The organism is Microbulbifer maximicatervae (SeqCode), assembly GCF_056231245.1.
This window is the reverse complement of sequence record NZ_CP174334.1, coordinates 3,900,912-3,924,466: the sequence shown is the minus strand read 5'-3', so window position 1 is coordinate 3,924,466 and position 23,555 is coordinate 3,900,912. Positions and strand designations below refer to the sequence as shown.

The following is a 23,555-nucleotide window of genomic DNA, read 5'->3' as shown; positions in this document are numbered from 1 at the left end:
GTTCAGGCTTTTAGCGTATGTGCCCCATATGTTTGCCCACGATTTTCACCAGGGGCTTAAATACTTTCGGAGTGGCGCAGACCAGGTGGCCGGAGTCCAGGTAATCTTCACCACCGCGGAAATCGCTGATCAGGCCGCCGGCTTCTTTGACCAACAGGGAGCCCGCTGCGATATCCCAGGTGTTCAGGTACATTTCCCAGAAGCCGTCGAATCGCCCGGCAGCAACATAGGCAAGATCCAGCGCTGCGGCGCCAGGGCGGCGGATTCCCGCAGTTTGCCCAGCGATATCTTTTAGGGCGGCCAGGTAGGCGTCGATGTTATCCAGCGGCAGGCCGTTGAAGGGAATGCCGGTGCCAATCAGAGAGCCGCGCATGCCCTGGCGTGAAGAGACGCGGATACGGCGGCCATTCAGGGCAGCGCCGCGACCGCGACTTGCGGTAAATTCTTCGCGTTTGATGGGGTCCAGTACGACTGCGTGCTCAATGCGGCCGCGATAGCGACAGGCGATAGAAACAGCGAACTGTGGGACTCCGTGGATAAAATTGGTGGTGCCATCGAGAGGGTCGATAATCCACTCGTAATCGGGCTCAGCGCCCTCTTGCAGGCCGCTTTCTTCAGCGCGGATGCTGTGCTTGGGGTAGGCCTTGCGCAGGTGATAGATAATCTCCTGTTCGCTGGCCTTATCCACTTCAGTAACGAAATCGTTGCGCGTCTTTTCTTCGAATTTCATCAGGTCGCCGCGCTCCCAGGCCCGTTCGATCAGTTCTCCTGCCTTACGCGCCGCGCGCAGGGCAATATTTAGCATGGGTTCCATAACTATTCCGCACAAAGTGGTTAAAGGGGTTAAAAAGCAGGCCGCAGGTTAACTGCGACGGACGCGATTGTAGGGATTCCGATTGGTTTTTGCTACACTCGCGCGCCCCCATGACACCGATTTATTACTTTCAGTATGGCCAAGTCACCTTTAGACACGACTCCACTTGCCGCGCTCGACAATGTGCGCGTGGTTCTGGTTAACAGCGCACACCCCGGAAATATTGGTGGTGCGGCGCGCGCGCTCAAGAATATGGGCCTGAGTCAGCTGTACTTGGTAGCGCCTCGGGAATTTCCTGCAGCCAATGCTGTTTGGCGTGCAGCCGGGGCAGCTGAGCTGCTCGATAGCGCCGTTGTGGTGGATACCCTGGAAGAAGCCGTGGCTGATTGTGGTCTTGTTGTGGCCACCAGCGCTCGCGAGCGCCGAATCCCTTGGCCCCTGCTGACCCCGCGCCAGTGTGGAGAGCGTACCGTCGCCGAGGCCGCGTCTCATCCGGTTGCTTTGGTGTTTGGCCGCGAGGATCGAGGGCTTACCAACGAAGAGTTACAGGCCTGTAACTACCATGTGCATATTCCTGCCAACCCGGAATACAGCTCCCTTAACCTGGCGACTGCTGTTCAGGTACTTGCCTACGAAGTGCGTATGGCGGCCCTGGAAGCGGAAAAGGGTGAGCCTTTGAATTACACCGATTGGGATCGTCCACCGGCCAAGGCCAGCGATATGGAGCTGTATTTCGATCACCTGCAACAGGCGCTGGGCGAGCTGGGCTTTATTGACCCGGATAACCCCCGTCAGACAATGACCCGCCTGCGCCGACTGTATAGTCGGGTGCGCCCCGATGATATGGAGCTGGGTATCCTGCGCGGTATGTTGACCTCAATCCAGAATTACATCCATCGCTCTGGTGGTAAGGGGCGACCCGACTAGTTGAGTACCCGAGTGTCCCGCTGGGTTATATACTTGACTACAGTAGTGGGTTATTCCATACTCGCGCCCCGATCGGAAAAGGGCTGTACATCAGTTGGGAGCTGATATGCGTTTGACAACCAAAGGCCGCTACGCGGTGACTGCCATGCTGGACCTGGCGTTGCACGCTGATCGCGGACCGATCAGTCTGGCAGACATATCCAAGCGCCAGGGTATATCGCTGTCCTACCTGGAGCAGCTGTTCTCCCGGTTGCGGCATTCTGGGCTGGTGTCCAGTGTGCGCGGGCCCGGCGGTGGCTATCGCCTGGCGCGGGATGGTGAAGAGATTTTTGTGGCGCAGATCATTGATGCGGTCAATGAGTCTGTAGATGCCACCAGCTGCGGCGGCAATGCGGATTGCGCCAATGGCGAACAGTGCCTGACCCACTACCTCTGGTCAGACTTGAGTGATCAGATTCATAGCTTCCTCAGCAGTATCAGCTTGGCCAACCTGGTTTCCCGAGCTGAGGTGCAGGAAGTTGCGCGTCGGCAAGATATGCGCGAGGCGCCGGAAGAGAGGGTCGCTGTACTCGGCGGCCTGTGATTGGGGCCCAAACGGGCCAGCAGACAGATATTAGAGATTTACTAAGCGGAAACGGTATGACTATGAAGCTTCCCATCTATCTGGACTATTCGGCTACCTGTCCGGTTGACCCACGCGTCGCCAAGAAAATGGCAGAGCAGCTGACGATGGAAGGCAATTTCGGCAATCCGGCCTCCCGCTCCCACCTGTTTGGTTGGAAAGCGGAAGAAGCTGTGGAGAATGCCCGACGCCAGGTGGCGGAGCTGATCAACGCCGATCCGCGCGAAATTGTCTGGACCAGCGGTGCCACCGAGTCCGACAACCTGGGTATCAAGGGTGCGGCCCACTTCTACCAGAGTCGCGGCAAGCACATTATTACCTCCAAAATTGAGCACAAAGCGGTTTTGGATACCTGCCGCCAGCTGGAGCGGGAAGGTTTTGAAGTGACCTACCTGAATCCCCGTGAAGACGGCATCGTCTATCCGGAGCAGGTTGAGGAAGCCATGCGCGAGGACACCACTGTGGTGAGCCTGATGCACGTCAACAACGAGATTGGGGTGATCAACGATATCGCTGCAATCGGCGAACTGTGTCGCTCGCGCAAAGTTATTTTCCATGTGGACGCGGCCCAGAGCGCCGGCAAGTTGCCGATCGACCTTCAGGAAATGAAAGTTGACCTGATGTCCTTCTCCGGCCACAAAATTTACGGCCCCAAAGGTATCGGTGCCCTTTACGTACGCCGCAAGCCCCGCGTCCGTCTGGAAGCCCAGATGCACGGTGGCGGCCACGAGCGCGGCATGCGCTCCGGTACCCTGCCGACTCACCAGATTGTCGGTATGGGCGAAGCCTTTGGTATTGCCAAAGAAGAAATGGCTCAGGAAGCCGAGCGTCTGCGCTCTCTGCGCGACCGTTTCTGGGATCAGATCAAGGATATGGAAGAGGTCCATATCAACGGTTCCGCCGAGAAGAGAATTCCGGGCAACCTGAACGTGAGCTTTGCGTTTGTAGAAGGTGAGAGCCTGATCATGTCGCTGCGCGACCTGGCGATCTCCTCCGGTTCCGCCTGTACCTCTGCGAGCCTGGAGCCCAGCTACGTACTGCGAGCCCTGGGTGTTAACGACGAACTGGCGCACAGCTCACTGCGCTTCAGCTTTGGTCGTTTTACCAGCGAGAGTGATGTCGATACCGCTGCCGCAGAAGTGCGCAAGGCAGTGGAGAAACTACGTGAATTGTCACCGCTTTGGGATATGTACAAAGACGGCGTAGACCTGAACAAGATTGAATGGGCCGCTCACTAAGCGCGCGCAAGAGTTAGGAGAAAAGTCATGGCCTATAGCGATAAAGTAATTGACCACTACGAGCACCCCCGCAATGTTGGACGTATGGACGACAAGGCGGACAATGTAGGTACCGGTATGGTGGGCGCGCCCGCCTGTGGTGACGTGATGCGCCTACAGATTCAGGTAAGCGACGAGGGTGTTATCGAAGACGCCAAGTTCAAGACCTACGGCTGTGGTTCCGCCATTGCCTCCAGCTCCCTCCTGACCGAGTGGGTGAAAGGCAAGACGATCGACGAAGCGGAGCAGATCAAAAACACTGCCATTGCAGAGGAGCTGGCGCTGCCGCCGGTGAAAATCCACTGCTCGGTTCTCGCCGAAGACGCGATTAAAGCTGCGGTTCGCGATATCCGCGAAAAGCGCGGTGAGTCCGATGACGCTGTAGAAGCCAAGGAATCTGCGGCGGGTTAACTTCTCGTCCAAATGTAGCGTCCAAACATAGCGAAGGTGTTATTTTGGCTATTAGTATGACCGAGGCCGCTGAGGCCCACATTCAAAGTCAATTGGCCAAGCGAGGCAAGGGAATCGGCATTCGTGTCGGTGTCAAAACGGCCGGCTGTTCCGGTCTCGCCTATGTGCTGGAATTTGTCGATTCGTTCGAAGCCGAAGATACGGTATTTGAGCAAAACGGCGTTAAGTTGGTGGTGGACCCCAAGAGTCTGGTTTACCTCGACGGCACCCAGCTGGATTTCGTCAAGGAAGGCCTGAACGAAGGCTTCACCTTCTCGAATCCCAATGTAAAAAATGAGTGTGGCTGCGGCGAGAGTTTCCACGTCTGATTCGCTCTCGCCCCACAAGGCCGGGTGCGCTGCGCATACCGGCCTTTTTATTGGCCCCTCGGACAGTTGGGGGCCGTGCAGCAGTAAGCGGCAACTTCAGCCGCGTCCCAGGCTGTGCCCCAGTAGGTATATTCAGATGGCAACCAACCTGAACCATTTCGAAGTTTTTGGTCTGCAACCCGCGTTCGCGGTCGATCGCAGTGCCCTGGCGACCCGCTACCGGGAATTACAGCGGGAATTCCACCCGGACAAATACGCTTCCCATTCCGAGGGCGAACAATTGTTGGCCATCAAAATGGCGGCTCAGATCAATGAGGCGCACACCGTTTTGCGCGACCCGGTACAGCGCGCCGCCTACCTACTCAAGTTGGCCGGGGTAGATGTGCCACCTGAGCAGACCACCAAAGATACTGAATTTCTGATGCAGCAGATGATGTTGCGCGAGCGCCTGGAAGAAGTGCGCGAGCAGCCCGATCCGGCAGCTGCGCTGGATGAGCTCAGTGCTGAGGCGCGGGGGCTGATCTCCAGTGAGGAACAGCGCTTTGCCGAAACTTATGACGGGGGAGATCTGGGCGCAGCAGAGGACTCGCTGCGCAAGCTTCAGTTCCTGGCCAAGCTTGAGAAACAAATTGACGAGCTGGAAGAAGACCTTTTCAACGACTAGTTGCGAGAGCACCGACTGAGAGGGCCAGACGGTACCGCGCCCCGCTTAAAGAAGAGATAACTAATGGCATTACTGCAGATTTCTGAACCGGGCCAGAGCCCAGCTCCCCACCAGCGCAAGCACGCAGTGGGTATCGATTTGGGGACCACTAACTCACTGGTAGCGACCGTGCGCAGTGGATCGGCAGAGGCCATTGCCGATGACCAGGGTGAAGTGATCCTGCCATCAGCGGTGCACTACGGAGCCGAGGCGATTACCGTGGGTGCTGAAGCCCGCGCGTGCGCTGCAGAAGACCCCTACAACACCATGATTTCTATCAAGCGCCTGATGGGGCGAGGTGTTGCGGATATCAAAAGTTTTGGTGAGCAGTTGCCCTATCGCCTGGCTGAGAGCAGTGGCGGTATGCCTTCGATTGAAACTGCAGCCGGAGCGGTAAACCCGGTGCAGGTATCGGCAGAAATCCTGAAAAAACTGGCCGCGCGCGGCCGCGAAGCGCTCTATGGCAAAGCGGGCGGTGAGCTGGATGGTGCGGTGATCACCGTGCCGGCCTACTTCGATGATGCCCAGCGCCAAGCGACCAAAGACGCCGCCCAACTGGCGGGTCTGAAAGTCCTGCGCCTGCTCAACGAGCCCACAGCAGCGGCTGTTGCCTACGGCCTGGATAAGGGCGAAGAGGGTGTGATCGCGGTCTATGACCTCGGTGGCGGCACCTTCGATATCTCTATTCTGCGCCTGTCCCGGGGTGTGTTTGAAGTCATGTCTACCGGCGGCGATACAGCCCTTGGTGGCGACGATTTCGATCGCACTATCGCTTCCTGGATCGCCGAGCAAGTGGGATTGGGTACCAATCTCGACGCCGCGACCCAGCGAGTCCTGTTAGACAGCGCCTGTGCTGCGAAAGAATCCCTGTCCAGTGTCGAGCAGGTGGAAGTGAAATACGGCGACTGGTCAGGCGTGCTCGATCGCGACACCATGGCTTCACTGCTGGATCCCCTTATCGACAAAACCCTACGCGCCTGTAAGCGCGCCCTGCGCGATGCCGGTATCAGTGCCGATGAGGTGCAGGAAATAGTTTTGGTGGGTGGCTCCACTCGTACTTTGCGCGTGCGGGAGCGGGTTGAGGGTTATTTTGGTCGTCCCCCTCATGCGGAAATTGACCCCGACCAAGTAGTAGCAATCGGCGCCGCGATTCAGGCTGATGTATTGGTGGGCAATAAGTCCAGCGAAGAATTGCTGCTGTTAGATGTTATTCCCCTTTCCCTCGGGATTGAAACCATGGGTGGCCTCGCGGAAAAATTGATTGATCGCAACACGACCATCCCCGTCTCCAAAGCCCAGGAGTTCACCACTTTTAAAGATGGCCAGACTGCCATGGCGATCCATGTCGTGCAGGGCGAGCGGGAGCTGGTGAGTGATTGTCGCTCACTGGCGCGCTTTGAATTGCGCGGCATACCGCCGATGGTGGCCGGTGCCGCCCATATCCGTGTGACTTTCCAGGTGGATGCTGACGGTCTTTTGTCGGTGACAGCTATGGAAAAAAGCAGTGGCGTCAGTGCCGATATTACGGTTAAACCTTCCTACGGCCTGGAAGACAAGGATATTGCGCGCATGTTGCAGGAGTCCTACACCCACGCCGCTGAGGATATCGCCCTGCGTGCCCTGCGCGAGGCCCAGGTGGAAGCGGAGAGAACCCTGGAAAGCATGTTGGTGGCCCTGCGTGAGAACGGTGCCGAGCTGCTGGACGAAGGTGAGTTAAACGAGCTTGAGCACGCGATGGAAGCTCTGCGCCTGGCCCATAACGGCGGCGACGCAGAGGAAATTCGTCGACGTATCGAAGCCTTGAATAAGCTGTCTGAGCCTTTTGCTGCCAAGCGTATGGATGCCTCCATTAAGCGGGCTATGCAGGGCCACAGCTTGGATGAATTTGATAAATAACCATGATCAGGCGCAGACTCTGCGCTGCCGGCGGCCGGGGAGTCGTTACTTTCTCCCCGTCGGATTGAGACCACAGAGGTTCAGTACCCCATGCCGAAGATAGTATTTTTACCCCATCCGGAAATGTGCCCTGAGGGCAAAGTGGTGGAAGCGGAGAGCGGTGTCAGCGTGATCGACGCGGCCCTGGCCAACGATATCGAAATTGAGCACGCCTGTGAAAAAGCCTGTGCTTGTACCACCTGTCACATCATTGTGCGCGAGGGCTTCGATTCCCTGGAAGAGCCGGACGAGCTTGAAGAGGACCTGCTGGATAAAGCCTGGGGCTTGGAGCCCGAGTCTCGCCTGTCCTGTCAGGCGATTGTGGAAGATGAAGACCTGGTGGTCGAGATTCCCAAGTACACCATCAACCAGGTGTCGGAAAAGCACTGACCTGCACGCTGAGGAAGCTGAATCATGAAGTGGACTGATATTCACGATATTGCCATAGAGTTGAGCGAAGCTCACGAGGATGTGGACCCTCTGACGGTCAACTTTGTCGACCTGCGCAACTGGGTGATGGCGCTGCCCGGATTTGATGACGATCCTGATCGCTGCGGAGAGAAAATCCTCGAAGCGATCCAGGCTGCCTGGATCGAAGAGCAGGAGTGACCGGCCTTCGGGGGCAGTATTGGCAAGAGAGTACAAAAGTCGATCAATACCCCGTATAATCCGCCGGCCGCGAAATGCGGTGATCAAAAATTGAGTACCCCCCGGTGGGTATGAAAGGAATATCAGGGAAGAGCAACTGAGTAGGTTGCTCTTTCTTTATGTAGGGAGCCTCTGAACAACTCCGCAACAATCCCGCAACACCTCTGCGAGCCTTGAAGGCCCGCCCTGCGGGGGCTTACAGAGTTGTTTAGAGGTTCCTAAGTTAAGTTACAAAAAATCAATTTGGAGATAACCATGGCCCTGGAGCGTACCCTTTCTATCATCAAGCCGGACGCAGTAGCCAAGAATGTAATCGGTGAAATCGAGAGCCGTTTTGAGAAAGCTGGCCTGAGCATTGTTGCCATGAAGATGGTTCAACTGTCCCGCGAAAAAGCTGAAGGTTTCTACGCTGAGCACAAAGAGCGTCCTTTCTTCAAAGACCTGGTTGACTTCATGACTTCCGGTCCAGTTGTTGTACAGGTTCTGGAAGGCGAGAACGCTATCCTGGCAAACCGCGACCTGATGGGTGCTACCAACCCTAAAGAAGCTGCTGCTGGCACCATCCGCGCTGACTTCGCTGACAGCATCGACGCCAACGCTGTACACGGTTCCGACTCCGCAGAGTCCGCTGCTCGCGAAGTAAGCTACTTCTTCGCCGACGACGAAATCTGCGCGCGCGCTTAATCCGCGCCACAAATCGCACCGGTCTGTCCGGACCGGTGCAATTCTTCCCCCGAGGTGAAATGAATGACCACAGAGAAAACCAACCTGCTCGGCCTTTCGGTAGAAAAGCTGGCCGCCTTTTTTGAATCATTGGGCGAGAAGCGCTTCCGCGCTGTTCAGGTTTTAAAGTGGATTCACCAGAATGGGGTTGATGATTTTGCTGAGATGACCAATGTCAGCAAGGCCCTGCGTCAAAAGCTGGCGGAAGTGGCCGAAGTCCGTGCCCCGGAAGTATTGAATCAGTGGGATTCCGCCGATGGCACACGGAAATGGTTAATTAAAGTCTCCGGTGGCAATGCTATCGAGACTGTTTATATCCCCGATGGTGATCGCGGCACCCTTTGTGTCTCCTCCCAGGTGGGCTGTTCCCTGGATTGCAGCTTTTGTGCAACTGGCAAGCAGGGCTTTAACCGCGATTTAACGGCGGCAGAAATTATCGGGCAGGTCTGGATTGCCTGTAAATCTTTCGGTCAATTGGACCCGAAAGGACCGCGCAAGGTTACCAACGTAGTTATGATGGGCATGGGTGAGCCATTGCTCAATTTCGACAATGTGGTCGATTCCATGAACCTGATGATGGAAGATAACGCCTACGGTATTTCCAAGCGTCGCGTCACCCTGTCGACCTCCGGTGTAGTGCCCGCACTGGACCGCCTCGCCGATGTGACCGATGTGAGCCTGGCAATTTCCCTGCATGCGCCCAACGATGAATTACGTAACGAGTTGGTGCCGATCAATAAAAAATACCCTATTGCGGTGCTACTGGATTCCGCCAAGCGCTACATCGACCGCATGCCGGATACGCACCGTAAAATGACCATTGAATACACGCTGATGCGCGAGGTTAACGACCGCCCGGAGCACGCTGAGCAATTGGCAGAGCTGCTTAAAGAGATTCCGGTGAAAATTAACCTGATTCCCTTTAACCCGTTTGAGTTGTCCGACTACCAGCGAGTGAGTAATAACGCACTGCGTCGCTTCCAGCAGATTTTGCTCGACAAAGGTTATACCGTGACTGTGCGCACTACACGCGGCGATGATATTGATGCGGCCTGTGGTCAGTTGGCAGGCAGTGTTAATGACCGTACCCGCCGCTCCGAGCGCTACCGCAATGCAGAGCGCCCTGTTCGTATTGTTAACTAGTCGCTGGTAATTTTTTGTATAGGTTGCCAAATTGTTGGCAGCCTATTGGCTTCGATTTTCCCCTTCTCAAAAAAACTCTGTTTAGCCTAAAAGTTCCTTTCTATTCTATTTTTCGTGTCAACGAAATTGCTTTATCTAACGTTTAACGCTCGAGGAAAATTTACCCGGGAAGGGAGCGTTGGATATATGCATGAGATTAGGTCAAAACGATCATATTTTTTTAATTTGCATTTTGCTTGCAACATTTTGACTTTGAATGAAATAGCTGGCCATTGGAGAGAGGTCTTCACTAGACCGTCTGGCACTGGATCTTTGCAGTAGCTACACCCGTATCTCCAACATCCATCAAAACATTATGACGCTATAGCGTGCTATCCAGTCATTTTCATTTGGCCTGGAGCTGTTACAGCGTGCTTAGGTTCAGGAAAAACAAAGTGTAGAAATGCTTGCACAGCTGTGTTGAGAGTTGAAGTGCATGGAGTTCTCTGAGTTGCCTGGCTTAGGAAAAGAAAAGTTATCGACGGGACTGTTCGAACATTATGAACGCGGAAAAAAACCAATTAACCCAATTGCTTGTAGCGCTGAATAAGCTGCTGTTCATTTCTTTATTTCTATTTATGGTGGGCTGTGGGGGAGGTGGTTCCTCTAGCGGTGAGGATGATTCATCGACAGAAACTACTGAAAATGATAGCGGCTCTGGGGATAGCTCTGGCTCAGACGATGGTGACGATTCGGACGGTGATACTGATGGTGATACTGATGGTGATACTGGGTCAGATGATGAATCCGATTCAAAGCAGGGGATCTTGGTTGCTGAACTGATTGCAAATCCCTTCTCCGGCACCAGCATAGGGCTCTCTTGGGAGGACTCTGAAGAGACCTACAGCATCTATCGCGATGGCGAATTGATCGCAGAAACTACAGATAACCATTACGTGGATGAAGGCCTCTCAGTTAATACTGAATATAGTTATTGGGTCGGTGTGGGGAGTATTGATAGTGATACTAATAGTGTTACTGCAAAAACACTGGTTAATAACACGAATGATGGCCTGAGCAATGGTACTGAAGCAGAGGCCATTGAAAAGCGCATTGTTGATTTTGATGAATGTCAAAATGAGCGCTCAGCCGTAGATGTTGACGATAGTAGTCTCGACAGTTGCTTGCAGGCTGTGCTGGATGAAGTGGGAATGGCAGAGCAATTGGAGGATATGCGCGCTTTTGCTGCTCGAGTTAGAAGTGAGCAAGACCCGGAGATGGTTGAGTTGGGTATGCGGTTATTCCACAGTAAAAGTCTTAGTGCTAACGGTGATACCGCCTGCTCTTCTTGCCACCACCCGACAATAGGCTGCGCTGGTGATGATCTTTCCATGTCTGTTGGGGTTAATGCCGTTGATCCCGATTTGCTTGGCCCAGGGCGTTCCGATGGTGAAAACGAAGTGCCGTTGGTTGCACGCAATGCCCAGCCTATTTGTAATGTGGCGCTCTGGGATAATGGATTATTCTGGGACAACCGCGTTCTTTTCACGAGCGACGGTGGCCTTAAAACAGACTCCAGGGATGTAACCAATAATACTGAAGCGGCGGTAGGTACCGGTACTTTGGCACTTATGATGGCCCAAGCCCATTTTCCGGTGACTGATGCTGCTGAGATGGGGGATATTTCTGAATTTGGCTACGACGAAAGTAGCGACGATGACCTTACTGATTACCGTGAGGAATATCTTATACCAAAGCTCAATGAGGAGTCCTGGGGCCCCTTATTTGCTGCCGCTTATGGAGACAACAGTATTGACTACAGTAGGGTCGCACAGGCGATTGCCGCCTATGAAGCGGTATATATTTTCATTGATAACCCCTTCTTTGACTATATCGACGGTGACCTGACAGCGCTGGATGACGATGCGAAGCGGGGAGCAATTACTTATTTTACGCCAGGCTCTGGTTGTACTGCTTGCCATACGGGCGCCTTCTTTACTAACCAGGGTTTGAGGGTCGTTAACTATCCTCAAATTGGTGTCGGAAAAGAGGATGATGGCGCTGATTGGGGAGGGGCAGTACTCGGTGGCTTTCGTGTTCCAACACTGCTCAATGCAGGCATTACTGGTCCCTGGGGGCACGCCGGGCAGTTTGGCTCCTTAGAAAGAAATATTGAGCACTATGCCGGGCAAGCGGATTCGGTGTCCCGGTATTTCGCAGATAGTGAAATGTGCGATCTGGATCAGTTTGCTGAGCTAGAAGACTGCGCAGCGAAAGTTGCGCCCAATGGTCTGGAGTTGACCGAGGCAATTCTGGAGATAGATGGTGATGCAGCACTTCCGATAGACGACGATGAAGTGAAGCTGTTAGCGGCATTTCTTGAGGCGCTCACTGACCCGGATGCTGAGAATGTAAATTCAAATGCAACCCAATCCCTGATTCCTCCCCGTGACGGCGGACCCGATGGAATGCAGCTGGATGCCTGGGATCAGGACGGCAACGAACTTTAACATTCCTGCATTTTATTTGAGCATCTCACTAATATTGACTTACTGGTGAGATGCCAACTCTTCATTAGCGACCTTTATTCGCATTCATCATTCAGGCAACCGCCTTCTGCCTTAAAATTCACCACAGTTTCATTCTTACTTTGCTTCCAGAGCCAGGCCGGAGTTGATTCGAGAGTGAATTCCTACGATCAGGGCTAGGTATAAGTCATCGTCTGGATTGCGAAGTTTTAGTCAGTTGTTGCTGGAAAAAAACTCTATCCCCTGAAATTCTGGTGAGCTGGTCGTTCCCTCCGGGATTCACTCCGGACTTTTGTTCACATTTCTTCCTTAATTGGTCAACCAAATCTATTGGTGTCGCGTTATCACCTATGAACTATTAAAAATATATGGAAGGGACCACTAGGATTCTTATGAGTGCTCAGAAGTTCGATCAAAAAGTCTTTCCCAGAGTCCTACTTAGACTCTTTTTCCTCACGCTGTTTTCGCTGTTAGTTGGTTGCGGCTCCGGGTCATCTGGTAGTGAGGATAATTCGCCTGCAGATACCGTTCAGGGTGATGATGGTTCCGGTTCCGGTTCCGGTTCCGGTTCCGGTTCCGGTTCTGGCTCAGGGACGGGCACCGATCCTGAGCCTGATCCTGAGCCTGATCCTGAGCCTGATCCTGAGCCTGAGCCTGAAGAAGCCGGTGAACCCGCTGAGCTAATTGGCTATGCCCACTCGGGAACCAGTATCGGTCTTAACTGGGAAAGAGATGGTGAGACTTACTTTATCTATCGAAACGGTGAAAAGGTCGCGGAAACCAGCAATAACTATTATGTCGAACAGGGCCTCTCAGTTAACACCGAATATGTTTACTCTGTCAGTACAGTTGATGCTGCAAACGAATCGGAAACTTCGCAGGTTACAGTCAAGACACTAGTTGATGACACAAATACTGGCCTGAATAACGGTACAGAAGACGATGTTCTGAATGAACAAATATCTAGTTTTGCAGAGTGTAGAAATGTTTCTAGTGCATTGGACCTGCTTGAGGAGGATCTGGACACCTGCCTAGGGGCAATGCTTGAGCTTAACCGGATGGTGACCCTTGTTGAAGATATACGTGCTTTTGGAGCGCGGGTTCGCAGCGAACAGGATCCGGCCATGGTAGAACTGGGCATGCGCCTGTTCCACAGCAAGTCTTTAAGTGCTAACCAAGATACCTCCTGCTCTTCCTGTCATCATCCTGCGATTGGTTGCGGTGGAGATGATCTATCGATGCCTGTTGGGGTAAATGCTGTGAATACTGCTTTGTTAGGACCAGGCAGGTCGGACGGTATTAACGAAGTACCACTAGTGCCTAGAAACTCGCAGGCAATTTGCAATACCTCGCTTTGGAGTCGCGGCCTGTTCTGGGATAACCGTGTTTCTATGGGGACTAATGGGACCCTGCGGACAGAATCAACGGACGTCACCCGAAATACTAGAGCAGCGGTGGACTCTGGTTCCCTGGCACTGTTAATGGCTCAAGCCCACTTCCCTGTTACAGCACCTCCCGAGATGGGTGACATAATCGATTTTGGATACGATGATTCTGTTGATGAGAATTTTACTTCCTATCGTGAGGATATTTTAGCCGCAAACCTGGATGTTGAAGCCTGGGCGCCGTTATTCACTTCAGCATTTGGTGATTCTGAGATTAATTTCAGTCGGATCGCTCAAGCAATAGCTGCATATGAGGCAGTGCAAATATTTATCGATAATCCGTTTTTTGAATATACCGGGGGCAACCTGGAGGCGCTCAGCGCTGAGGAAAAACGTGGTGCCATTACATTTATGTCTAAGGAGGCGGGGTGCACTTTTTGCCACAAGGGGGCCTTTTTCACATCTGAGGCATTGATGGCTGCGAACTATCCGCAAATAGGGGTAGGCACCGATGAGAGTGGGAATGGGGCTGATTGGGGCGGCGAGGGATCACTTGGGTTTGGTGCCTTTCGTGCACCGACGTTGCTCAACGTGGCACTTACCGGGCCTTGGGGGCACAATGGGCAATTCGGTACGCTGAAGAGGAATGTTGAGCACTACAGTGACCAGGGAGCCTCAATTACCCGGTATTTTGAAAATAGTGAAATGTGTGATCTTGTGCAATTTCAGGATGTTGAGGGTTGTGCCAATAAAGTGGCTCCAAATGGTTTAACCCATTCCCAGAACATTATTGATGGAAATGAAGGAGGAGGAGTTAACCGCCTTTCTGCCGATGAAATTGATCTTGTAGTGACATTTCTCGGGACGCTCACAGACCCCAATGCTGCCGATACCAGTTCGAATGCGATTCAATTCTTGATTCCTCCCAGAGATGGTGGGCCTGATGGGAAGCAGTTGGATGCAATCGACAAGGATGGCAGAAGCCTGTAACTGTTTTTCTCCAACATCGCCGATTGGGTAATTTAAACTGAAATAGCCCTTCTCAGCAGTTGCCAGCAAATGCCGGCAACTGCTGTTCTAATAAGTACAAGAGTATTGCCTGGGTTAAAAGCTTAAAACCCGCTCTTGCCTATAGCGTTCCAAGTGTGATTAATCTTCCATTCAATTTATCATTTTGAGGACATTGGCAATGTACTGTTGCGACGCCCTTAGCAGAGTTTCTTACTCTGAATCGTTACAGTAGTTCAAAATGAAAACATCCAATTTGTAATTACAGTGAGATTTTTCGCTGCTGGACACAGTGGGCCGAAATTATTCCTGATTCCATCTGGTAAATACTAATTTAAAGGTTTTCCCTGTAATTTAATGGCAAGCATTCAATTACCCTTTGGTGTCAGCATTGGCACTTCGCCCTGTATTTAGTGTCCAGAACTCGGAATAAGAAAAGGTCATTGACGGGCAGGTCAAGAACTATGAATGTTGATAAAAATCAAATCACACTATCGCTAACGGCTCTGGTAAAGCTGCTGGTCCTATCTCTATTTCTTGTGATGGTGGGTTGCGGAGGAGGTGGTTCCTCAAGTAGTGACAATGACACACCTACTGAAACTTCTGATACTGGCAGTGATGGTGATTCTGGTTCAGGTGATGATGAAAATGGCGATGGCGATGGCGATGGCGATGGCGATGGCGATGGCGATGGCGATGGCGATGGCGATGGCGATGGCGATGGCGATGGCGATGGCGATGGCGATGGCGATACAGGCTCAGGTCAGGGAATTATTCCTGCAGAACTGATCGGCAACGCATTTTCCGGTACCAGCATTGGTCTTTCCTGGGAAAGCACCGGTGCGACCTATGTTATCTATCGTGGCAGCGAACGAGTTGCTGAGACGACTAGCGGATACTATGTCGATGAAGGTCTCTCATCAGACACTGAATATACCTACTCAGTAACCACCGGCGATGTCGACAGCGAAGATGAGACCGCCAGCGTCACTGCCAGAACATTGGTAAATAATACTAATGACGGCCTCAGTAATGGTTCTGATGCAGACGGTTCTGATAGCCGAATTTCCGATTTTGATGAATGTCAAAATGCGCGTTCAGCGGTCAATATTGCTGATGGCAGTCTCGATAGCTGCTTACAGGCAGTGCTGGATGACGTTGGCATGGCCGAGCAGTTGGAAGATATGCGCGCCTTTGCTGCCCGGGTCAGAAGTGAACAGGACCCTGTCATGGTAGAGCTGGGTATGCGCTTGTTTCACAATAAAAACCTGAGCGCTGATGGCGATGCATCTTGCTCTTCCTGCCACCACCCGGCAATAGGTTGTGGTGGTGATGACCTGTCCATGCCAGTTGGTGTTGATCCCGTTGATGCTGAATTAGTCGGTCCCGGTCGCTCCGACGGCCAGAATGAAGTTCCGCTGGTACCGCGAAATGCCCAGCCTATCTGCAATGTAGCCCTTTGGGATAATGGCTTGTTCTGGGATAACCGAGTGGCGATCAATGGTAATGGCGGGCTCAGGACAGACTCCCGGGATGTTACTCGCAACACAGAGGCGGCCGTGGGTACTGGTACCCTCGCACTGATGATGGCCCAAGCCCACTTCCCGGTCACAGAAGCTGCTGAGATGGGGGATATCACCCAGTTCGGTTACGACGATACCAGCGATGATGGTTTTACTGATTATCGTGAGGATATTCTCGCTGAAAAATTAACCCAGGACTCGTGGGGTGTAATGTTTACCGCAGCATTTGGCGATTCGGCAATTAACTTCAGCAGAATTGCAGAGGCAATTGCCTCTTACGAAGCGGTGCAAATTTTTATCGATAACCCCTTCTTTGATTATGTTGATGGAGACCTTGCGGCCCTCAATAACGATGAAAAGCGAGGGGCAATTACCTTTATGACACGAAATTCAGGGTGTACAAATTGCCACTCAGGAGCCTTTTTCTCTAATCAAGGGTTGAGAGCTGTCAGTTATCCACAGATTGGTGTTGGTAAAGATGAGAGTGGCAGTGGTGCTGACTTGGGTGGTAATGGAAGCGGCAGCTTCCGCACGCCAACGCTGCTTAATGTGGCGCTCACTGGCCCCTGGGGACACGCAGGTCAGTTCGGTACATTGAAAAGAAATGTCGAACACTACACTGGTCGAGCCGACTCTGTTTCCCAGTATTTCACCAACAGTGAGATGTGCGATTTGGATCAGTTTGCAGAGGTGGATGAGTGTGCCGCGAAAGTTGCGCCCAATGGCCAGGCACTGACTGAAGCACTGTTGGCTGAAAATGGCGACGGCGCTGTGAATTTGGACGACGAGGAGGTTGATTTACTGGTAGCGTTCCTCGAAACCCTAACTGATCCAGATGCGGCAAATACTGACTCCAATGCAGTCCAGTCATTGATTCCGCCGCGGGACACTGGTCCAGATGGCATGCAGCTGGATGCGGTTGACCAGGAAGGTAATCAACTCTAACTCTTCTAAGCCCTTTTTACTTATTCCGCCGGTACACCGGTACTGGCGGATTGACAATACTCGACAAAGTCATCACTAAATGGAATTGATTGGGTTTTAGGGCTGCAACTGGCAAGGCTTTCCGGCAGTATAGGGATTTGGAAAGTGCCAGCTGAGGCGGAATCAGATTTCTCACACAAAATACCGATATGTACTTTTACCACTGCCAGTGGATGCCGGTGGTCGATGTTGGGTTTTGCTGTGTTTTGCGGGCTTGCTTTGTCCAGGGATTGGCGTTAGCACTCATTGGTGTATTGGTGACACCCGCGCAATCTCGCTGGGCCGATAAGTGAAAAATAAAGATACAGGTGATGTAGTGTCCGCGAAATTTAAGAGCCTGTCGCTCCTGGTGCTGCTCGGTACTCTGCTGGGGGGGTGTGTAACCTCTGGGGGACCCGAGCGCAAGGAAGTTGACCTGGATAAGGCATTGGAGACCCATGTTCAGTTGGGGCTTCGCTATTTGCGGGACCCCAACAGCAGGGAGCAGTCCCGCCGTCATTTTAATCGTGCTTTGGAATTGGGCAAAAAGAACCCACTGGCACATCACGGTCTGGCACTGCTTTATCAAGCGGATGGTGAGCTGAATATTGCGGAATCTCACTTCAAGAAAGCCTTGCGCTATAGCGACGGGTTTTCCATGGCTCACACTAATTACGGCGTTTTTCTCTATAAACAAGAGCGCTATAAAGAGGCCCTCAAGCAGTTCGAACTCGCCTCTACAGACCTCACCTATAATCGTCGATCTTTTGCCTTGGTTAACTACGGTCGTACGGCCGCGCGTCTGGGTCTCACCGACAAGGCGGAAGGGGCCTATGCCAGGGCGTTAGCACTGAACTCCGATTTGCCGCTGGCGTTGATCGAAATGGCTGAGCTGAAATTTAACGCCGGTGATTACGCAAAATCCAAGGCGTACCTGGATCAGTTTAGTGAAAAGAATCGCCAGACTCCCCAGTCACTGTGGCTTGGGATTCGTATCGAGAAGGTGTTTGGCAATCGTGACAAGGAGCGAAGTTACGCCCTTGCTTTGAAGAATTTGTACCCGTACTCTGCGGAGACACTGAAATATCAGGAGTTGAGTGGTAATGACGGATAGTAGTCCCGAACACTGCGAAGGTGGTGAGGTCGTATCCAATACGCAAACTTCTAAGGGTTCCGCTGGCAATCTTTTGCTGGCGGCTCGGGAAGCGGCCGGGCTGTCCCGAGAGGAGTTATCGCAGCGCCTGTGTATTATTGATAACACAGTTGAGTGGATTGAAAGCGATAATTACGAAAAGCAGCCAGAAGCTGTCTACACGCGAGGCTATATCCGCAATATTTGTCGCGAGTTGAATATTCCTGCTGAGCCGGCTTTGGAAGCCTATGATAGGGATCGGCCGCAGCCAGCACAGCGCAGTGAATCCCGGCGAACCACTAAAGCCGAGGCATTTCGCCCTGAGCGCAAGCGCGGACATGGTGCCCTGGCCCTGATTCCCCTGTTGCTCGCGGGTGGTGTCTTCTGGTGGAAGTACGGTACTCCAGTCAATATTCCCGGTATGCCCATGGGTGAGGATACTGCGGACCTGGTTGCCGAAGCCCCCGTTGCCAGTGAAGTTGTAACTGATCCGGTTACTGAAGTAGAGGGGCAGGAAGTTGCAGTTGAAGAGTTGAGCTCAGAGCCATTTGCACCAGCATCAAATGGAGTTGCTCATGTTCAGCTTGAGGTTGGCAGTGCTGAAACGGTGGAGAATAAACCCGCTGCTTCTGTGGAAAAAGTGGTTGAGCCTGTTCCCGCCCAAGTAGCCCAGTTGGACCAGGCCCTGAAAGGCGCATTGCGGCTTCGCTTTGATGAAGATGCCTGGGTTGAGGTGAAAGACGCACAAGGTGTGATTTTACTGGCCGGGGTCCAAGCTGCTGGCAGTGCCAAATCTTTAGATGGAGATGCTCCATTTGAGCTGATGTTGGGAAATGCCCGTGCAACCCATGTGGTTTACCGCGATGAAACTATCGACAGCCAGCCTATTGGCGACCGCCGCACTCGTCGTCTGATTGTCGGCGATTAAGATGATCTTCCCCGTTTGGGCGCGAACCCTGTAGGTTTGCGCCCAATCTCTCTATAATCTCCCCTCGATTTTTATCAGTAATACCACCAGGTCAGCCTATGCAATTTGAATCTCCCATTGTCCGCCGCAAGTCGCGCCAGATCATGGTGGGTGATGTACCGGTCGGAGGGGATGCCCCGATCTCGGTGCAAAGTATGACCAACACCGAAACCTGCGATGTAGCAGCTACTGTTGGCCAGATCCAGCGCCTGGAACAGGCTGGAGCCGATATAGTGCGGGTTTCTGTGCCCAGCATGGATGCCGCAGAGGCGTTTGGAGAAATTAAAAAACAGGTGAATGTCCCGTTGGTCGCAGACATTCACTTCGATTACCGTATCGCCCTGCGGGTCGCAGACCTGGGGGTGGATTGTCTGCGTATTAACCCCGGCAATATTGGCCGAGAGAAGCGTATTCGGGCCGTAGTGGATAAAGCTCGCGATCTGAATATCCCGATTCGTATCGGTGTCAATGCGGGCTCCCTGGAAAAAGACCTGCAGAAAAAGTATGGCGAGCCCACGCCGGATGCTCTGGTAGAGTCGGCGCTGCGCCATGTATCGATCCTCGACAGCCTGGACTTCCAGGACTTCAAAGTCAGTGTAAAAGCATCCGATATCTTTATGGCCACGGCTGCCTATCGCAAGCTGGCCCAGCAGATTGAGCAACCGCTGCACTTGGGTATTACCGAAGCTGGTGGCTTGCGTGCCGGCACAGTGAAGTCGGCGATTGGTCTCGGTGCCCTTCTGCTCGACGGTATCGGTGACACCCTGCGGGTTTCCCTGGCTGCAGACCCGGTAGAAGAGGTCAAAGTGGGCTGGGATCTGCTCAAAAGCCTGCGTCTGCGCAGTAAAGGTATTAACTTTATTGCCTGCCCCAGCTGTTCGCGCCAGAACTTCGATGTGGTGAAAACCATGAATGAGCTGGAGACGCGCCTGGAAGATGTGACTACACCGCTGGATGTGGCAGTAATTGGCTGTATCGTCAACGGCCCCGGCGAAGCGAAAGAAGCCGATGTAGGCCTGACTGGTGGTACCCCGAGCCATGCCATCTATGTGGATGGGCAGCCAGACCGCAAGTTTAAGAATGAAAATCTGGTGGATGATTTAGAGCGTTTGATTCGCGAGAAGGCGGCCGCCAAGGCCGAGCGCGAAGCGGATATCATCGCCAAGGCGTAGAGGGCAACAGCTCCCTGCGCAAGACCCAATTAATTGAGTGAAAAATTAAGGAACAGCGTTGAAACAGCTTCGCGCAATTCGCGGCATGAACGATCTGCTACCGGAACAGTCCCCGGTATGGCAGTACGTGGAAGCCACACTGAGTGAACTTACTAGTCGCTACGGCTACACCGAAATTCGCACTCCCTACCTGGAGTCGACCCAGTTATTTTGCCGTGCGGTGGGCGAGGCTACCGATATTGTCGAGAAGGAAATGTACACCTTTGATGACAAGAGCGGTGACAGCGTTACCCTGCGCCCTGAGGGCACAGCGGGCACTGTGCGTGCAGCAATCCAGAGCAACCTGCTGAACCAGCCACAGCGCCTGTGGTATTTCGGCCCTATGTTCCGCTATGAGCGCCCACAGAAGGGGCGCCTGCGTCAGTTCCACCAGTTTGGTGTCGAGGTGTTTGGCATTCAAGGGCCGGATATCGATGCAGAAATCCTGATCATGACTGCACGACTGTGGCGTCAGCTGGGTATCAGCGAACATGTGACCCTGCAGCTCAATTCCCTGGGTAACGCCGAGAGCCGCGCTGCTTATCGGGATGCGCTGGTCACTTATTTAAGTGAGCGTCGTGACCAGCTGGATGAGGACAGCCAGCGCCGTCTGGAGCGCAATCCGCTGCGAATTCTCGACAGTAAAAATGCGCAAACTCAGGAACTGCTGGCGGATGCGCCCTGTCTACTGGACTTCCTCGATGAGGAATCCGCCGCCCACTTTAGTCAGTTAAAGGCACTTTTGGACGGGGCAGGCGTTAAGTATGAGATCAATCCCAAGTTGGTGCGCGGTCTCGACTACTACGGAAAAACTGTATTTGAGTGGGTGACCGACAGCCTCGGTGCCCAGGGCACTGTATGTGCCGGTGGCCGCTATGACGGCCTGGTAGAACAGATGGGTGGCAAAGCCACCCCGGGCGTGGGTTTTGGCCTGGGTGTTGAGCGTCTTGTATTGATGCTAGAAACCCTAGAAGTGTTGCCTGAGTCCCTTTCGCAACAGGTAGATGCCTACCTGGTTGCCGTTGGTGATGTACAATCAGCTGCCATGACAGCCGCCGAGCAATTGCGCGACGAGCTGCCCTGGTTGCGACTGCAGTTGCACTGTGGTGGAGGAAGCTTTAAAAGCCAGATGAAGAAAGCTGATAAGAGCGGCGCCGATTATGCGCTGATTATCGGCGAAGATGAGGCTGCAAGTGGTCAGATAACTGTGAAGTACCTTCGCGCTGACCAACCGCAGCAAACGCTGGCACCGAAAGAGCTGGCAGCACTGCTGCAAGGCTGAAAGAAACACTGAGGGAGGCGGAGGCCCCCGCCGGGAAAGTTAGTAATCTACAGGAAAGGCAAATTACCCAATGGCTGAGCATCTTACCGAACAAGAACAAATAGAAACGCTGAAGCGCTGGTGGGCGGAAAATGGCAAGGGAATTGTGACTGGCGTCGTGCTGGCCCTGGCCGGTTACTTCGGTTATCAGTGGTGGCAGGGAGATCAGCGCACTAAGGCTGAAGCGGCCTCTGACCTGTACCAGACTTTCGTTGAAGCGGTCTCCGCCAACAACAATCAACCGGACAACAAGCAGCTTACCACTGCCAAGAATGTGGCCGAGCAGCTGAAAGATGATTTTGCCAAACGTATCTACGCCAGCCAGGCTGCACTGCGTCTCGCGGCTATTTCAGCGGAGAGCAATGACCTGGAAGCTGCCGAGCAGCAGCTGCAGTGGGTACTCGACAACACCAGTGAAGCAAGCCTGGAGTTGCTCGCTAAACGCCGCCTGGCCGCTGTTTTGGCGGCCCGTGGTGAGTCTGATGAAGGCCTGAAGTTGCTCGAGGGCACTATACCCCCGGCATTCGCGGCCCTTTATTCTGAGACTCGTGGTGATATCCTGAAGCAAAAGGGTGACATCGCCGGTGCGCGTGCCGCGTACGAGCAAGCACTGACAGAGCTTCTGCCAGAGCAAGCGGGCAACACCCAACTTCTGCGCCTGAAGGCTGAAAGCCTGGCGATAACCGAGAGCAGTGACGCTCAGAACCAAACCGAGCCTGTATCTGAGGGAGACGAGTAATGGGATTTCTGAATCGCGCTGCGGGTCGCACTGCAGCGGTGGCGCTAGCGGTGGCCCTGGCTGCCTGTGCCTCTAATGACGAGAAGGAAGATGTCGACCCCGTCGAACTGGTGGATATTAACTCCACTGTTGCCCTGCAAGAGGTGTGGTCTGCCGATATTGGCGGTATTGACCAAAAGCGTTACGCGATGCTGCAGCCGAGCCTTATCGATGGTCGCCTGATAGCTGCCAGCAGCGATGGTGAAATCAGTGCTTTTGATCGCAGCTCCGGGCGCAAGCTCTGGGAGACAGATCTGGATGTAGATCTGAGCGGTGGTGTGGGCACTGGCCTGGGCATGGCGGTAGTCTCCGACTACCGCGGCCGCGCCGTGGCTCTGGACCTCGAAAACGGCGCTGAGCTATGGAATTACCAAGTCTCCGGCGAAGTAGTTGCCGCTCCAGCGATCGGTGCTGGCGTGGTTGTCCTGCAGACCGTAGATGGCAAGCTGGTTGGCCTCGACGCTACCAGCGGTGAAGAGTTGTGGAGCCACAATACCAACTTGCCAGTACTGACCCTGCGCGGTACTGCAGCACCTGTTATCAGCGGTGGTATGGTGATTGCCGGCCTGGATAACGGCAAACTGCTGGCCCTGGACGCCCGCGATGGCATTCAGCGCTGGGAACAGCGAGTCGCTATTCCCCAGGGCTCTGCGGAGCTGGAGCGGGTAGTTGATATCGATGGTGCTCCAGTAGTGCGCGGCGATTTGGTGTTTGCCGCCAGCTACCAGGGCCGTGTTGTCGCCCTGTCCAAAGATAATGGCCGCGGCCTCTGGGCTCGCGATGCCTCTACCCACCACGAAGTGGCAGTAGGTGGTGGCCATGTCTACCTCAGTGATGCCTCCGGTAGCGTCTATGCCTACAATGTGGGCAGCGGCCAGATCGAGTGGAGTAATAACGAACTATTGCGCCGCGAATTGAGCGGACCGGCTTTCTTCCAGGACGTGGTCGTTGTGGGAGATCTGGAAGGCTACCTGCATGTGCTGGACCCCAATTCCGGACAATTTATTGGCCGCGAGCAGGTGGACGGTGATGCGATTCGCATCCCCATTCTGGTTGATGGCGATCTGATATTTGTGCTGTCGGATGACGGCAAGTTATCAGCTCTACGCCTCGCTGATTCCTGATAATCGCAGCCAACTGACGAGAGGCGGACAGGCTGTCCGCCTTAGGGCTTAGAGCCCGCAAATGG

General features: G+C 53.5%; 21 protein-coding genes. 20 read left to right on the top strand and 1 reads right to left on the bottom strand.

The window, feature by feature from the left end; translation table 11 throughout:
• Positions 1-10 precede the first annotated feature (10 nt).
• Positions 11-814 (bottom strand): inositol monophosphatase family protein, encoded by an 804-nt coding sequence (locus ACJJIS_RS17170; protein WP_282934081.1) that lies wholly within the window; start codon positions 812-814, stop codon positions 11-13.
• 135 nt (positions 815-949) lie between these two features.
• On the opposite strand from ACJJIS_RS17170, the gene trmJ reads away from it, so the two are divergent.
• From trmJ to bamB, 20 genes are all read left to right on the top strand, one after another.
• Positions 950-1,741, top strand: coding sequence for a tRNA (cytosine(32)/uridine(32)-2'-O)-methyltransferase TrmJ (gene trmJ / locus ACJJIS_RS17165; protein ID WP_475708656.1), 792 nt, complete (start codon positions 950-952; stop codon positions 1,739-1,741).
• Between the two features lie 106 nt (positions 1,742-1,847).
• Complete coding sequence (iscR, locus tag ACJJIS_RS17160; protein WP_282934079.1) at positions 1,848-2,324, top strand: Fe-S cluster assembly transcriptional regulator IscR; 477 nt, start codon at positions 1,848-1,850, stop codon at positions 2,322-2,324.
• Positions 2,325-2,386: 62 nt separating this feature from the next.
• Positions 2,387-3,601 carry an IscS subfamily cysteine desulfurase gene (locus tag ACJJIS_RS17155; protein WP_444894792.1) on the top strand — a complete coding sequence of 405 codons (1,215 nt, stop codon included), beginning with the start codon at positions 2,387-2,389 and terminating at the stop codon, positions 3,599-3,601.
• Positions 3,602-3,628: 27 nt separating this feature from the next.
• Entirely contained in the window at positions 3,629-4,051 is a 423-nt protein-coding gene (gene iscU / locus ACJJIS_RS17150; RefSeq protein WP_108731985.1) for a Fe-S cluster assembly scaffold IscU, read from the top strand.
• A gap of 56 nt (positions 4,052-4,107) precedes the next feature.
• Complete coding sequence (gene iscA / locus ACJJIS_RS17145; RefSeq protein ID WP_444895049.1) at positions 4,108-4,419, top strand: iron-sulfur cluster assembly protein IscA; 312 nt, start codon at positions 4,108-4,110, stop codon at positions 4,417-4,419.
• A gap of 136 nt (positions 4,420-4,555) precedes the next feature.
• The gene (gene hscB / locus ACJJIS_RS17140) at positions 4,556-5,083 is read left to right on the top strand and encodes a co-chaperone HscB (protein WP_282934078.1); all 528 of its coding nucleotides are present in this window, start codon (positions 4,556-4,558) and stop codon (positions 5,081-5,083) included.
• A gap of 63 nt (positions 5,084-5,146) precedes the next feature.
• Positions 5,147-7,018 carry a Fe-S protein assembly chaperone HscA gene (gene hscA / locus ACJJIS_RS17135; RefSeq protein ID WP_475708655.1) on the top strand — a complete coding sequence of 624 codons (1,872 nt, stop codon included), beginning with the start codon at positions 5,147-5,149 and terminating at the stop codon, positions 7,016-7,018.
• A gap of 90 nt (positions 7,019-7,108) precedes the next feature.
• Entirely contained in the window at positions 7,109-7,447 is a 339-nt protein-coding gene (gene fdx, locus ACJJIS_RS17130) for an ISC system 2Fe-2S type ferredoxin (protein WP_475708654.1), read from the top strand.
• 24 nt (positions 7,448-7,471) lie between these two features.
• Positions 7,472-7,666 carry a Fe-S cluster assembly protein IscX gene (gene iscX, locus ACJJIS_RS17125; RefSeq protein ID WP_282934076.1) on the top strand — a complete coding sequence of 65 codons (195 nt, stop codon included), beginning with the start codon at positions 7,472-7,474 and terminating at the stop codon, positions 7,664-7,666.
• Between the two features lie 294 nt (positions 7,667-7,960).
• Positions 7,961-8,389, top strand: coding sequence for a nucleoside-diphosphate kinase (ndk, locus tag ACJJIS_RS17120; protein WP_108731991.1), 429 nt, complete (start codon positions 7,961-7,963; stop codon positions 8,387-8,389).
• 63 nt (positions 8,390-8,452) lie between these two features.
• Positions 8,453-9,571, top strand: coding sequence for a dual-specificity RNA methyltransferase RlmN (gene rlmN / locus ACJJIS_RS17115; protein WP_444892905.1), 1,119 nt, complete (start codon positions 8,453-8,455; stop codon positions 9,569-9,571).
• Between the two features lie 539 nt (positions 9,572-10,110).
• The gene (locus ACJJIS_RS17110) at positions 10,111-12,060 is read left to right on the top strand and encodes a cytochrome-c peroxidase (protein ID WP_475708653.1); all 1,950 of its coding nucleotides are present in this window, start codon (positions 10,111-10,113) and stop codon (positions 12,058-12,060) included.
• 410 nt (positions 12,061-12,470) lie between these two features.
• Positions 12,471-14,453 carry a cytochrome-c peroxidase gene (locus tag ACJJIS_RS17105; RefSeq protein ID WP_475708652.1) on the top strand — a complete coding sequence of 661 codons (1,983 nt, stop codon included), beginning with the start codon at positions 12,471-12,473 and terminating at the stop codon, positions 14,451-14,453.
• Positions 14,454-14,935: 482 nt separating this feature from the next.
• Positions 14,936-16,939, top strand: a complete 2,004-nt coding sequence (locus ACJJIS_RS17100; protein WP_475708651.1) for a cytochrome-c peroxidase — start codon at positions 14,936-14,938, stop codon at positions 16,937-16,939.
• Between the two features lie 355 nt (positions 16,940-17,294).
• Positions 17,295-18,071, top strand: a complete 777-nt coding sequence (gene pilW / locus ACJJIS_RS17095) for a type IV pilus biogenesis/stability protein PilW (RefSeq protein ID WP_475708650.1) — start codon at positions 17,295-17,297, stop codon at positions 18,069-18,071.
• Positions 18,061-19,017 (top strand): RodZ domain-containing protein, encoded by a 957-nt coding sequence (locus ACJJIS_RS17090; protein ID WP_475708649.1) that lies wholly within the window; start codon positions 18,061-18,063, stop codon positions 19,015-19,017. Before pilW ends, ACJJIS_RS17090 begins: the two co-directional genes overlap by 11 nt.
• Before the next feature lie 98 nt (positions 19,018-19,115).
• Positions 19,116-20,228 carry a flavodoxin-dependent (E)-4-hydroxy-3-methylbut-2-enyl-diphosphate synthase gene (gene ispG / locus ACJJIS_RS17085; RefSeq protein WP_282934070.1) on the top strand — a complete coding sequence of 371 codons (1,113 nt, stop codon included), beginning with the start codon at positions 19,116-19,118 and terminating at the stop codon, positions 20,226-20,228.
• 58 nt (positions 20,229-20,286) lie between these two features.
• On the top strand, positions 20,287-21,549 hold the full coding sequence (gene hisS, locus ACJJIS_RS17080; protein WP_282934069.1) for a histidine--tRNA ligase: 1,263 nt from the start codon (positions 20,287-20,289) through the stop codon (positions 21,547-21,549).
• A 70-nt stretch (positions 21,550-21,619) separates the two neighbouring features.
• The gene (locus tag ACJJIS_RS17075; protein ID WP_475708648.1) at positions 21,620-22,327 is read left to right on the top strand and encodes a YfgM family protein; all 708 of its coding nucleotides are present in this window, start codon (positions 21,620-21,622) and stop codon (positions 22,325-22,327) included.
• Entirely contained in the window at positions 22,327-23,490 is a 1,164-nt protein-coding gene (gene bamB, locus ACJJIS_RS17070) for an outer membrane protein assembly factor BamB (protein WP_282934067.1), read from the top strand. The genes ACJJIS_RS17075 and bamB overlap by 1 nt, the downstream gene beginning before the upstream one ends.
• The last annotated feature ends 65 nt before the right edge of the window (positions 23,491-23,555 follow it).